The organism is Candidatus Neomarinimicrobiota bacterium, from assembly GCA_017656425.1.
Taxonomy (GTDB): domain Bacteria; phylum Fidelibacterota; class UBA2242; order UBA2242; family B5-G15; genus JACDNV01.
This window is the reverse complement of record JACDNV010000006.1, coordinates 156349-171797: the sequence shown is the minus strand read 5'-3', so window position 1 is coordinate 171797 and position 15449 is coordinate 156349. Positions and strand designations below refer to the sequence as shown.

General features: G+C 35.2%; 6 protein-coding genes and 1 pseudogene. 6 read left to right on the top strand and 1 reads right to left on the bottom strand.

Annotation, left to right across the window (positions count from 1 at the left end):
- Positions 1–1257: 1257 nt before the first annotated feature.
- Positions 1258–1455, bottom strand: a pseudogene (locus tag H0Z29_05965) (hypothetical protein).
- A 177-nt stretch (positions 1456–1632) separates the two neighbouring features.
- Between H0Z29_05965 and H0Z29_05960 the strand changes: the two are divergent.
- The 6 genes from H0Z29_05960 to H0Z29_05935 all read left to right on the top strand — a co-directional run bounded on the left by H0Z29_05960 (position 1633) and on the right by H0Z29_05935 (position 15395).
- Positions 1633–6111, top strand: a complete 4479-nt coding sequence (locus H0Z29_05960; protein ID MBO8131048.1) for a DUF5123 domain-containing protein — start codon at positions 1633–1635, stop codon at positions 6109–6111.
- Between the two features lie 185 nt (positions 6112–6296).
- Positions 6297–9611, top strand: coding sequence for a TonB-dependent receptor (locus tag H0Z29_05955; GenBank protein ID MBO8131047.1), 3315 nt, complete (start codon positions 6297–6299; stop codon positions 9609–9611).
- A gap of 14 nt (positions 9612–9625) precedes the next feature.
- Entirely contained in the window at positions 9626–11806 is a 2181-nt protein-coding gene (locus tag H0Z29_05950) for a hypothetical protein (GenBank protein MBO8131046.1), read from the top strand.
- Between the two features lie 16 nt (positions 11807–11822).
- Entirely contained in the window at positions 11823–12878 is a 1056-nt protein-coding gene (locus tag H0Z29_05945) for a PorV/PorQ family protein (protein ID MBO8131045.1), read from the top strand.
- 20 nt (positions 12879–12898) lie between these two features.
- On the top strand, positions 12899–13882 hold the full coding sequence (locus tag H0Z29_05940; protein ID MBO8131044.1) for a T9SS type A sorting domain-containing protein: 984 nt from the start codon (positions 12899–12901) through the stop codon (positions 13880–13882).
- 88 nt (positions 13883–13970) lie between these two features.
- Positions 13971–15395: a glycoside hydrolase family 28 protein gene (locus H0Z29_05935; GenBank protein ID MBO8131043.1), complete on the top strand. Its 1425-nt coding sequence runs from the start codon at positions 13971–13973 to the stop codon at positions 15393–15395.
- The last annotated feature ends 54 nt before the right edge of the window (positions 15396–15449 follow it).

Below are 15449 nucleotides of genomic sequence, written 5' to 3'. Positions count from 1 at the left end.
ACCATATTCAGAAGAAGCTATCCAAATATTGTTTTCACTATCCCTTAGCAAATATATAAGATCACCGATTTCAGGTGATGTGATTCTTGTGGAATCAAAAATAACATCTGTAAATGTTTTCGTCTTAGGGTTAAATATATTTATTCCATCTTTAAAAAATCCTATCCAAATATTACCATTTGCATCTTCAACTAAACTTTTAATATTCAAACTTTTTATGCTGTTTTGTACATTTGGATCAGGAATGTAGTAGTGGAAGCGATTATTTTTAATTGAAAAATGATTTAAACCACCTTCTTCTGTCCCAATATATAGATTACCATCACTTGACTCTAGAATGGAGTATACGACTTTGTTATTAAGCGATTTGCTGCTATATGGGTTACTCGTAATATTTATAAACTTCTGCGTTTCCCAGTTGAGATAGCTAATTCCAACCCGTGTACCAATCCAGAGGTTTCCATCCATGTCCTCTAGAAAAACCTGAATAGAATTATGGCTTAGTGAGTAAGGATCATTCTGAATTTTCTTTATGTGTTTAACGAACCTTTTCTTTGTTTTATTAAAAATATAAATACCAAGGCGAGTTCCTATCCATATATTTCCTTTCCCATCGTCCCATATAGCTCGAACTGTCCTGGATTCAATATAATTTGTATCTGGGATGAAGCATATAAAGGAGCTATCATATCTATTGAATTTCAATAATCCTGAGTTATATGTCCCTATCCAAAAATTATTGTCTTTATCAAGGTAAAAAGTTCTTATATCGTTATCCGGGATGTATCTGGAGCTGTTTTGTTTAGAATAATTAATGATAAAAGATTCTTTATCAATGTCAAAAATAAATATACCATTGGTGTATGTGCCTACCCATATATAATTGTTTTCATTATAAATAGACCATATACAATTATTGCCATTTTTACTCTTAGAGAATCTGTAGACCCTGGAAGTCCTATTTAATATATCAAATTTCACCAGACCTCTATTTGTAGCCAGCCACAGTATATTTCCAATTTTAATTATATCATTTACATCTTCTGCAGGTAGGATAATATCAGAGTTGTTCGTATAATGGATAAATTTTTCAGAGATAGGATCAAACTGATTTAGTCCTCCTCCCTCGGTACCAATCCAAAGGTTGCCCTTTTCGTCTTCGATTATTCTTCTTAAAAGGTATGCATTGATGCTATTTGGTTCCTGGAGGTTCGGAAGGTATGATTTGATTTCATATCCATCATATTTATTTAGTCCATTGTTGGTTGCAATCCAGATAAATCCAAATCTATCCTGATAAATATCATTTATTTTACTGTGTGTCAATCCATCTTCAATTGATATATTTCTAAATTTGAGTGGGTTATTGTCAAATATATCTGAATAAATATTTACAGTAAAAATAAGTTGGAAAATTAGTATAATAAAGCATATTTTGGGAAAACTTGGTTTCATAACTTACAATTTGAACTTTCAAAGCAAATTTAATATAGGATAAGAATTATGGAAAGTTAATTTTATAGTTTAGTAGTTTACAAAAGTTGCAACCGTTTGCTAAAAAGTATTGTTTTCTTTTATAATAATAATTATATTAAAAACGATGTTGCAAGAATTAATCTAAGGAGGAATAAGATGAGAAAAGTTGCTTCATTGCCAATCTTATTGTTAGCAATGTTTTTTGTTACAAACGTTTCTTTAGGCGGTTGGCTGGTTTATGATGCAAGTATCCTGCCTACCGATGACTATAGCATTTTACCAGATTCTTCTAAATTTAGCGAAAGTAATGTGAAAGGTTCAGGTTTTTCCTACGACGTGGTAGATGATCCAGAAATATCAGGGAATAAGTATTTGAGGATATTATCTCCCAATATTGAAGGGGAGTCAGCTAATTCAGGAATGTTTAAAGTGAGTATTTCTGATTCTATTACAGATGGAATAACTATTATCGCAAGAGTTAAAGCTGCCGATGTTTCCACATACAAAGATGTTTTAGATATTGATTTCCGTATTAATCCTTTGAGGGAAAAATTAATGATTGAGGGAGAGGCGAACAGGTTGAAATTGGATATGACAGACTCTGTTGCGACGCCGGATGGTTTTGATGTTGCAGAATGGCATGTTTATAGAGTTACTATGGAGAAATTGAATAAGGATAGTGCGCTGGTGAAAGTTTATCTGGATGAGGATCCTACTCCTGTTATGACAGCACTTACGCAATCTACCACTTCAGACAATTATATTAGGTTCGGGGATGGTAGTAGCGGAGATTCATATGGAGCTTTCGTTGATTGGTTCATTTTCGATCTAACTGGTGCATATGGTCCTGATGAAGCACCGGTACTATTATGTCTCGAAAACTATGGTACCTATCAGAATGGAGAGTATAGCGTAGTTCCCGGTGATGGGACTTTGCAAAATGCAATTAAAGCTGCGATAAGTGGTGACGTCTTGTTATTAACTGGTGGAGCAGAATACACCGGTTCCGGTAGTGTAGTAATAGATAAAAAGCTAACCATTAAGCCTGAAGCTGGTGCGACGGAGAGACCAATTGTCAAGTTTGACTTCGTAATCGGTCAAGATATGGATTTATTAATGGAAGGAATTGAAATTGATAAAGCCAACAGCTACTGGGTATTTAATTGTACAAAGAATGCTACATTTAAGAATCTGAAATTATATGACTGCTATGTGCATGATTTTGGTAGATCGTTTATTGATGGTAGAGAGACTATGGTTGGAGATTCTGTTATAGTTGATGGGTGTATAGTTGCCAGCAATATATACAATCGAAAGAAATATCCTGCAATAAATTTTGGTAAGACAGATATAAAATATCTACAAATCACCAATTCTACTTTTTATAGATTGGATGCTGGATTGATTTATCTTGGTACGAATACTGATAGGAAGGTTGTAATCGATCATGTTACAGTAGATAGATTCAATGATGGTGGTCCGAGGGTTTTCTTATATGACACGAGCGCTACAGCTCAATGGACTATAACTAATTCAATATTCAGTAATACTATAAATGCATATGATGATCTTATGCATTTTAAGAGTGATGTAAGCGTAACTATGACTAATGTGGCACTATGGAATATAGACAATGAAGATTTCACTGACTTTGATGTCATATCAGATACAACTACATTAATAAATCCATATTATTCTGATCCTGCTAATTTAAATTTTACTCTTCCAAGGATAAGTAGCCTGCTTGTATTTGCTGATGATGGTGGAGCTATCGGTGATTCGAGATGGGTACCAGGTGATGAGCCAGTTGCTTTTATCGTACCTCCAGATACAGCAGCTATAGATACCGCAGTAAAAGCTGCAGTTTCTGGCGACGTGTTGATGTTAGTTGGAGGTGCTAAATATCCAGAAAATCAAACCATTACATTGAATAAAGAATTAGTGATAACGGCTGCTCCTGGATCCGAAGAAATGCCGGTTATTGAGCTTTTAGGAAGTTCCTTTGTGATCGGTGAAGGTATGGATTTTACTATAAAAGGTGTTGAGATTGATGGAAAGGGTACTGCCCCATGGATTTTTAATTGTTCCAAAAATGTTACATTTAAGAACCTGAAAATATTAGACTGTTATGTACATGACCATATGAGGTCTTTTATAGATGGTCGAGAGACCATGACAGGTGACTCTATTATAATTGACAGGGTATTTCATAAATCAAATTGGCATGGAGGAAAGAAAATTGCAGTAATTAACTTAACAAAAACCGATTTTAAATATTTACAAATTACAAATTCCACCTTCGCGGATCTTGATGCCGGTTTAGTTTTATGTGAAGCATCGGGAGATAGAGATGTGGTAATTGATCATATAACACTCAATAGATTTAATGTTGGTGGTCCAAGAATGCTGGCTGAGGATATAAATTCCACTACAAGTACATGGACTATAACTAATTCTATCTTTGCAAATGCAATTAATTATCTTGACTCCAATTTAGCCAGTTTTTCCGATAATGTGAATGTTACATTAACCAATTGTGCTTTCTGGAATATGGGTGAAGAAGATTTCTTGGATTTTGATGTAATTTCTGATACTATTACAATTGATCCGGGATTCAAAGATCCTGACAATTTTGACTTTACGCTTGGTAGATTGAGCCCACTTGCGACATTCGGGACTGATGGTATGCCAATTGGAGATCCAAGATGGGCACCTGTAGTAACGGCTATGACCTATGTTGTCCCACCTGGGGAAGGGACACTTCAGGAAGCACTGGAAAATGCCGTTGATGGAGATACAATATTACTTGTTGGTGGTGGAGAATATACCGGTAGCTCTGCAGGTGTAAGAAATAAACTCGTCATAATGCCTCAATCTGGTTCGAGCGAGAGACCGGTGATAAAATTTGAATTAAAAATGAAGACAGGTATGGATCTTACTCTTATTGGATTAGAGTTTAATGGAGATTCAACGGTCTCATATACGCTTGGTATGGACGATGAAGATCTTATATTTCATAATATTAAAATGTTCGACTGTTATGTGCATGATTATGCAAGATGTATGATAAGAGCGGATAGAAGTGGTAGAGTAATAAAGGGTGATTCTGTAATTGTCGATAACTTAATTTTCCATGATAACTGGTTCCAGACAAAGAAGTATGCTGTATTTAATTTTAAATACTGTGATTTAAAATATCTGAAAGTTACCAATTCAACTTTTGCAAATATCGATGCTTATGTTGTACGATTTGAGACTGATGGTAGAAGGGAAGTGTTACTTGATCATCTGACTATAAATAAGTTCAATATTGGACAAGGAAAGTACCTGTTTCAGGATACAGAAACCGATACCGGTGGTAGTCAGTGGACAATAACCAACTGTATATTTGCAAATAATATGGATACAACCGGTGCTCAGGTATTCAGATTTGAAGATAATGTTTCTGCACAGATGAAGAATACCTGTATATGGAATCTTGGAAACGAAGTATGGACAAACATAACTGCGCAGGATACAATAAGGATGGATCCAGCTTTTTATAAGCCTGATTTACTGGATTTTACTCTTCCAATATCGTCACCTTTGCTCACAGCTGGTACCGATGATAAACCTATAGGAGATCCTAGATGGATAATACCTGAGAGACCATCAGCAAATGTTATGGTAGCCCACTGGAAGTTTGATGAGATTAAGGGAAGTAAATCAGCAAAAGATGAAGTCGGTGAGTCAAACGGTGCCCTGGTAAATATGACAGGGCAGGAGAGAATAGATGGTGTAGTAGGTAGAGCTATAGATTTTAGCATGGCAGAGGGCGATAGTGCTCATGTTTTGGTACAGAGTAATCCAAATATAGATTTCGGTGATAATATGAGTTTTACAATTTCGCTTCTAGTAAAAGCTGATCCACTTACAAATACCGATGAAATGTTTATGGTATTCAAAGGTGCAACAAAGTTTGACCCATCTCAGGGTTGGGAAGGCAGATGGTATGCTGTTGCATTTAAGAATGGTGAACTGAGATTTGCAATTGACGATGACAGAAAGAAGACTCAATTAGGAGTGCCTCTCTCAGGGCTTTTCCAACCTGATTGGTGGCATCACATAGTGGCAGTGAGAAATCGTAATGAAGATTCATTAAAGCTGTATTTAAATGGAAAACTTATCGGTTCGATACTGGATGAAACTGAATATGATATAGCTTCCCCTGATTTGCCATTGTATATAGGTAACAATTATGGAAAGCATAATAAACTGATTGGTGCAATCGATGATATAAGAATGTACAGTTATGCTTTATCACCCGACGAAATAGAACAACTTTACCAGTCATATGATCTTGAGGCAATTAATGGGAATGGTAATGTTGCCTACGAATTCAGGCTTGAGCAGAACTATCCGAATCCATTCAATCCAACCACAAGGATCAATTTCTCAATTGATAAACCTGATAGGGTAAGATTAGAGGTTTATAATGTTCTTGGACAAAGAGTTGCTACACTTGTAAACAGAGATATGAAACCGGGTGAATACAGTGTAATATTTGATGCATCGAGGTTAGCTTCAGGTGTATATTTCTGCAAATTGACATCAGGAAAAAAAGTTATGATTAAGAAGATGATGTTACTGAAGTAAATGCTCATGAATTTAGAATATAATTCATTGAAAGAGGGAGCTATAAAAAAGCTCCCTTTCTTTTCCACTCACTCAAATTATCTGCCGTTTATACATTTGATGTTGAAATTATATGAACATAGGTTTTAATTAACTTGATATATGATTGTAAACTTGTATAAGAAAATAAACAAGAGGGTGAGCCCATGAGAGTACGGAGGTTATTTCTAATTATTTTTATTTTTTTTGTTGTAGGACAAATATTAAATGCTCAATCAGGAAAAATTGAAGGTTTTACTAAAGATAATAATGGGAATCCCATTCCATATGTAAATGTTATTCTGGAAGGTACTTATATGGGTGCTGCGTCTGATGAAAACGGATACTATGCTATATTAAATGTACCGCCTGGGGTTTATGATATTACTGCTTCTATGATTGGTTATAAGAAAGTTACAAAGATAGGCGTACAAGTCAATATTGATCAGGTAACAAGAGTTAATTTCGAATTGGAGAAAGAGGTAATTAAGGGAGAAGAAGTTATTGTAGTTGCTAAGAGGGACATTCTACACAAGGAAGTATCTGGAAGTCAAATAGTAGTAACTTCAGAGCAGGTAGATTTAACTTCAAACGTACGCACCGTAAATGATTTTTTAGGGAATCAGGCTGGTGTAACAAACGCCAGATACTTGTCTATAAGAGGAGGGAGTCCAGATCAAACAGGCCTTTTAGTTAATGGTATTTCACTTGTTAACCCACGAATAAATAAGGCGGAGTCTGATATACCCCTTAGTGCTATTGAACAGATATCGTTGCAGAGTGGAGGATATAGTGCTAAATATGGGAATTTTAGATCTGGTATCGTTCAAATTACAACCAAGACAGGAAGTGAAGACAGATATAATATATCCTTTAATTTTTCAAGAAATTTACCTCATATGAAAAGATTTGGTAAATCCTTATACGATCCAACTAATTTTGGGTTATTTACATATACAGATCCATTGATATCGTTTATAGGAAGTAATAAATTGGAAAATTGGCTTTTATACACAAAAGGTGATACAGCGGAGGCAGAATATCTAAGGGACCTATATTCATCAACACAGTTCGCAGGGTGGAATACAATGGCTAATAGATATAATCGAAGAATAAAAGACCCTGAGGACCAGGTAACTCCGTTGGATTTGTATTTGTGGTCTGCGTGGATGCATATGACTGTACCTGATTTTGAGAAATTAGAAGAGCTACATGGTGACGAGATATATAATGAATTTAGTGAAGATGAGTGGGAAAATATAAAGAAGAAAATAAAGGAGCATGCTCACGAACCGGAAGGGAGTCATGCCGATTGGGATCTGGATTTTGGTATTGGTGGACCGATACCTCTGATCGGAAAATATCTTGGTAATGCGACATTTTATTTGGCAAATAAGACAACCAATTTCAATTACGTTCAACCTGTATATCTGGATGCTGAGCGTAGATCTGTTACTCTATTGAATATAAAATCACAACTATCGAAAAATTTAATTTTGAAGCTAAATGGTGCGTACAGAAAAGTTATTGGTACACAGCAGAGTATGCCGACAGGTGGTGATGTCCCTGATTTATATTCCGGGGGTGATTTTATGCCTGTAGATAACCTTCAAATTTTTATTGAAGAGCCATACAGTGGTGCTGATGATACATATTATTGGCATCCAACCTTTTGGCAGCCAAAGTATCAAGATATGTATGTTATTGGATTTAGTTTGAATAGAATCATATCATCAAGAGCATACTGGATGCTGACTGCTTCTTATACTCATGTATGGGATCATTATACACCCAAAGAGAACAGGGATCGTTCATGGAAAGTGAGTTTTGGACCTATACATTTGAATGAAATGCCCTACGGAATATTATTTCATTTACCTGATAAAGTATGGACTCCTGATTCCTCTGACTATTATGTACATGATGAATTTGAGGCGCCATTTGGTGTCCCAAGAAGATTTAACTCCAAAGTTGGCGAATTTTATGAAAATTCGGTTACGCAGCAGGTTAGTGTAAGATTTGATTATGGAAATCAAATCAATATGTATAATCAAATAGAAACCGGCTGGGAGATTAATTATTATGATATTAAAAATGACAACTGGAAGTGGTGGAGAAATCACGATACTCTATATGAGTTAAGAGATAGAAGATATCCATGGCAGTTAGGAGCATATATTCAGGATAGAATTTCATATAAGGGCATAGAGGCAAATATTGGTATTAGGTTTGATTATTATAACTCAGGTGGTGGCTTATGGCCAACTGGAGACCCATATTCGCTTGCATTTGATCAACTCAAAAACCAGGCAGATTGGTACAATAGAGATACATTATTTACACTTTTATCTCAGGGAGTACCAGTTATATGGTCATTCTGGAAAGAATTTGATAAAGAGCATGGTGGGAATCTACTTCAAAAAACAAAGAATTATTATGCTATAAGTCCAAGGATAGGTATATCATTTCCAGTAACAGAGAGGTCAAAATTTTATTTTAATTATGGACACTTTAGATCGATGTTACCTTTTTCTCAACAATATATGTATAAACAGAGATTTGAAAAGCATGGTTTATATAGTTTAGGTAATCCTAATCTTGAGCCGGCTAGAACAATCTCCTATGAGCTGGGAGTTGCATATAATTTGAAGGATATGTATCTTATAGAAATTAGTACCTATTACAAGGATGTAACTGGAGAGGCTAATACTATTACTTATTTAGATGAATCTGGTGTAATAGATTATAGAACTTATGTAAATAATAGATGGGAAACTGATCAGGGATTGGAATTAAGGATTAGTAAAAATTATGGTAAGTACTTCACAGGTTGGTTGAATCTATGGTTTATAATTGATAAACACGGGATAGTTGGTAGGCATACTGTATATGAAGAGGAATCTAGAAATCTTGACCCTCAATCTCTTTATGCTGATGATGTTAATCAGCCACAGACATTACCCAGATTTACGACTAATATATCTTTTCATACACCTATTGAATGGGGTCCAAATATATTATCACTACATCCGTTTGGTGGATGGGTATGGAGTACGAGATTTGATTGGAGAAAAGGAGCAAGATTTACATATAACCCTGTCAGTGAACAATGGCTTGTTAATAACCTCAAATGGCCAGATTATTATATGGTTGATATGAAGTTTTCAAAGACATTTAAGTTATTTGGAGCAAAGGCGCAGTTTTATGTAGATGTTAACAATGTTTTTAATATAAAAGTGACGACAATTCGGGATAGATTGGCGTTTTATGATGATATTGACTGGGAAAATTATATGAAGTCTTTGCACTTACCTGAGTATAACAGAAAGAGTTTTCTTGATGCAGGATTTATACCCGGAAATGATAAAATAGGCGATTTAAGGTCTGAGGAAAAGCCATATATAAATGACCCAGCTCGAGTCAATGAATTTATGTATACAAATCCAAGAGACATTTGGATTGGGATAAAGATTGAATTATAAATTTTGGAGGTACTATGATAAATAAGCTTTTAAATGGAAAGAGTATTACATTCATAGCTGGGCTATTGTTAATAGTATTGCCAATTTTTTGCTTGTTATATGCGCAAGGTTCAGCTGTTATAAGGGTTAATAGAATATTTGCTGGAGTAGTAGATAATGGTGGACAGGGAAACTTTAGATATTCGGGAGGTTGGTTTCCTGCTGATTATGATTGTATTGGAAATGCGATGAGAGAAGAAATGGGAGTTGCCGTAACAGGTGGCGGGATAATCACTATGGCTAAGAACTGGAAAAATCCAAAGACTGGAGATATTATACCATACGCTGTGATAAAATCACCTGATAATTTAAACCTTGGAGAGGTAACTGAGCCGATAGATAATAATATTAGATATAGTTATCCTCAACTTAAAGTTGATTGGACTGATTATACTTTAGATGATTTCGGTGTTGTGGACCCTACAAAGCTTGTGGGTACAAGTGATCAGACTGTGACAGTAACCCATAGAAATGATATGGGAGTAGAGATAAAAAGAACAATATTCGCATGGGGACAGCAGTATCATGATGATTATATTGTAGTTGATCTTGTTTTGACTAATGTCAGTGATGATACTTTAAAAGATTTTTGGGTTGCCCTATATAATAGCTGGGCATATTGGGATTTTGCAAAAGGAGGAAATCCCGATGTTGATATATATGGTGATGTCGGGGATTATATGGTATTTCCGTGGTGTCACTATTACGGCTCAAGACCTGGAGACAGTCTAAGAGTTTGGTATCTTTATCAAGCTGATCATCCTACACAAAGTGGTGATCAGATGGGATTGCCAGTTTACACACAGGATGGAAGGTTGTTAACAAGTAATATGCTATATTATACAATTCTACATGCTTCAAAAGAACCTTATGTGAATGATGCAGAAGACGAAGATGATCCAATGCAACCGAGAGCAACGAGCGCATTTTCAGATTTTGTGATGAAATTCAATTGGGGAGATATTACGGCAAGAGAACCAATGTATAAAATTTTAACTGGAGAATATTGGGCTAATACTGGGCAATTGATTGAAGATAGAATACCTGGAACGCTTCACAGAATAAATAATGATGAACAGGGGAGTCCTGATTTCAGATGCATTGAAGGATTTAGCATTCAAAGTCCTTGGCATAAGGCATGGTCTGGTTTCGGTCCTTATAAAAGTTTTGCTCCTGGGCAGAAGATACATATCGTATATGCCACAGGAATACAGGGTTTGAGACTAAAAAAAGAGAAATGGGTAGGTGAAAGATGGTTAAATGAAACGCTTGAGAATCCACCTGAACTACCAAATGATGAAACTGGCTATTTTCCAGAAAACTTTGCATTTCCTGAGGGAGCTAGTGAGATGGACAAAATAAAAGATAGGTGGATAAGTACTGTCATAGATTCAATACATAAGTCTTGTTCTAGAATTAAATGGAATTACGAACATAACTGGCAGATACCTGGTTCTCCACCTCCACCTGATTCTGTAATTATAACAGGGTATGGTGATGGTGTAGAAATTAAATGGTCATGTTTTGAGGCTGAGGCAAAAGAATATTTTTATGGGTATAGAATTCTAAAGAAGATAGGTAGAATGGATACAGTATTTTATGAATTAGCTAAATTTCTACCTAAGGATTCTTTAGAACTTGGAGAAGTTCATGCTTGGAAAGATACAAATATATTATTTGGAGCATCCTATTACTATTATGTACAAACAGGTTATGTAGTCAACGAGAGCCATCCCAATTACAGTTATGCATATCCGGAAACAAAGGGTAAGATATTATGGAGTAATAGATTATGGGTGCCAAACTTAATACCGGTAAAACCACCAAGGCCTCCACAGGATGACCTGAATAAGATTGTAATAGCACCAAATCCATATAATATAAAAGACCCATTACTGGGAGGATATGGAGTATCAGATGAAGGTTATAGGTTAATTATGTTTTTTAATCTACCTCCCGTGTGTAAAATTCGCATATATTCGGAGAGTGGAGATTTAGTCAAGACAATAATTCATGATTCTCCCTCGAGAACAGGAATGGAAACCTGGGATATGTTAAATGATAATCAGCAGGCTATATCTTCTGGTGTTTATATTGTAGTGTTTGAGAAGCCAAATGGTGAAGTTTCCTATCAAAAGTTAGTAGTGGTTAGATAAATTCCAGGAGGTTCTCATGAATAAAGTTTCTAAAAATTTATTAATAATAATAGCAATGTTATTATTTTTAAGTCAATTGTTAGGTGGCTTGTATATTGGGCCCGGGGTTAATCTAAAGAAAGTTGGAACAACTACAATGAATTATCTACAAGTGGGTGTGGTTCCGGAGGCTGTAGCAATGGGAGATGCATATAATGCATTAAGTACAGGAGTTGTCGGACTTTTTTACAATCCTGCATCTGTTTCAGAGTTGAATACAAAAGGTGAAGTTTTTGCTGGTATAACAAACTGGATTGCTGATATAAAGTACCATGCATTTGGTATTGTCTATAACGTTAGTGATAATCTGGGTACTATTGGATTAAGCTTTGTTTCCGTTGATTATGGTGAGATAAAAGGAGCCAAGCTTATTCCAAGTGATTTAATGGGTATTGATAAACTCGGCTACAGAGAAACTGGTAGAGTTGATAATGTTGGTGCATATGCTATTGGTCTTACTTATTCTAAGAAAATAACGAATTTCTTTATGATAGGGGGAACTGTTAAACTTGCTCATCAGAGTCTGGGTGAAAATGAATTTATCTATGATACAGATACAACTTATAAAGAAAACAATATGGATAAATTAGCTATAGATTTAGGTGTAAAATATTATACTCCAATTAAAAGTTTTAGATTCGGGATGTCTATAAAGAATTTTGCTACAAATGTAAAATATGAAGCTATTACGACACATCTACCTCTAACGTTTGCCCTTTCTGGTGCTGCTAATCTTTTCGACTTTGTTTTGACTGGTCTTAATAAGGATTTTGATCTAAATGTAGCAATTGAGATGACACATCCAAATAATTATACCCCTCGTATGCATTTTGGAGCGGAGCTAAATTACAATAACTTTCTATTTTTTAGAACTGGTTATATGACGAATCATGACATTCTTGGACCTGCATTTGGAGTAGGGCTTAAAAAATCTTTAAAAATGGGTGTTTTGAAAGTTGATTTTAGTTACTCTCTGATATCCGAGAAGGCTTTTAATGAAGTTAGCAGGTTCTCATTTATGTATGTGTTTTAAATAAAGAAAAGGGGGGAGCCATGAAAAGATTGTTGGTATTTTTAGTGATTATTACAGGGGGGATTATTTTAGCGAAAGGGGATTGGCAAATTTATGACTGTAGTGTATTACCAAGAGAAGCTGATACTGCTTGGCATGAAGTAAGTGGTACAAATCCGGATGATGTTCCTGAAATAGTGTCTGTTATTGATGACCAGGAAATACAAGGTAATAAACTAATTAAAGTTGAGAGTGGAGCGAATGTAGGTGGAGGTGCATTTAAAGAAGTCTGGAGTTATCCCTGGAGAGCTAATGCTGATAAAGGTATCACAATAGCTTTCAGAATAAAAAATCTAGATCCCAATTCTTTTGATAGGGGGATCTGTATGTATATAGCTAATGGTGCATATCGAGAGAGAATAATCACAAAAGCGGATGGGAGGTTTAAATTCGATAAAGGTGGTGTGTATGTGGAAGGTTTTGAGGGAGCCAATGAATGGCACATTTACAGGATTACGTTAATTGGAAATGTATTTACTCTATATATTGATGAAGAAAATCTTGCATGGGCTGAATCTAATGGTGAATCACACGAAGGTAATTACTATCAATTTGGTGATGCAGGTGGTGACACATATGGTGCTCTGTATGATTGGATCGTTTGGGACACAACAGGTGCTTACTCTCCATCAGAAAAGGCTCTCCCATCTGGATTAACCGGTGTTACTGGAGTAGTAAAAGAAGAAAAAGGGAAATTTGCTACGAAATACTCTCTAGAACAGAATTATCCAAATCCATTCAACCCTGTTACAACAATTCCATTTGAAATTTTGAAACCAGGATTTGTGAAATTAACAATTTATGATATGTTTGGTCATGAGGTTACAATACTGGTCAATGAGCGTCTTAAACAAGGAGTATATAAAGTAGAATTTAACGGTCAGAATTTACCATCGGGTATATACTTTTACAAATTGCAGACTGATCAATTTACCGGTGTTAAAAAGATGATATTGGTGAAGTAAAAAGGTACGCATCGCACGGAAGGAGGGGATCTCCCCCCTCCCCTCCTTGTTTTTTCTAAGATAATTGATAAAAAATTTGGAGAGTGGAATGAAGAAGGTAGTAAAGAAGAGTTGGTTGCTGATAACTTATATAATTATTTTCTTGACAGCATGCAATAGTAGAGTAGATTGGTCCTATAAAGATAAAATTTTAAGGCAAATAAAAGAACCAGTATTCTCAGATAGAGTTTTTGATATCAGGGATTTTGGAGCAATTGGAGATGGCAAGGCAGATTGCTCTGACGCTTTTAAAAAAGCAATAGATAGATGTAACAGAGAAGGTGGCGGAAAAGTTGTTGTAAAAGATGGTGTTTATCTGACTGGCGCTATACATTTAAAGAGTAAAGTTAATCTATATATTGACAGTACAGCAAAGATAATTTTTAGTACCGATCCGAATAAATATTTACCTGTTGTCTATACAAGATTTGAAGGTGTAGAATGTATGAATTACTCGCCGTTTATATATGCATATGAACAAAAGAATGTAGCTATAACAGGCAAGGGTGTCCTTGATGGTCAGGCAAATAATGCCGATTGGTGGAAGTGGACTGGTAATAAAAAATACGGATGGGAAGAAGGAATGCCGATACAAATAAGAGATAGAGATAATCTTTTCCAAATGGCTGAAGATGGAATTCCCGTTGAAGAAAGAGTTTTTGGTGCTGGTCATTATATAAGAACAAACTTTATCCAATTTTATAAGTGTGAAAACGTTTTAATTGAGGGAATCAAGGTGATCAATTCTCCGATGTGGAATATTCATCCTGTACTATCTAGAAATGTTATTATTAGAAATGTAAAAGTTGTAAGTCATGGTCCGAATAATGATGGCTGTAATCCCGAATCATCTAAAAATGTATTAATTGAAAAATGCTTCTTTAATACAGGAGATGATTGTATAGCGATAAAATCGGGGCGAAATGCCGATGGTAGGCGTATTAATACTCCAAGTGAAAATATTATAGTCAGGAATTGCACCATGAGGGATGGACATGGTGGAGTTGTCGTGGGCAGTGAGATGACAGGGGGTGTAAGGAACGTATTTGTCGAAAATTGCATTATGGATAGTCCAAATCTTAATAGGGCTTTAAGAATAAAGACTAATTCAAGAAGAGGGGGAATAGTTGAGAACATATTTGCAAAAGATCTGACAGTAGGTGAAGTGTCTGATGCTGTTATTAAAATTAATTTTTTCTATGGTGAAGGTGATGTAGGGGAATTTACTCCCATAGTTAGAAATATTTTTATCGAAAATTTGACAAGTAAAAAAAGCAAATATGCTTTATATATAAAAGCTTATAAAAGGTCACCCGTAGATAACATAAATTTAAAAAATTGTAGGTTTGATGGTGTTGAAAGAGAAAACGTAATTGTCAATGTTACAAATATGAATCTTGACGAAGTATACATAAATGGTAGGGTCTTTCTTGGGTATATGATGTTACCGTATTTGTTATCATTTTTGGAATAAAATGGATAACAATATCCACAAAAAATAAATACTTTTTTAGAAAATTTTATAGGA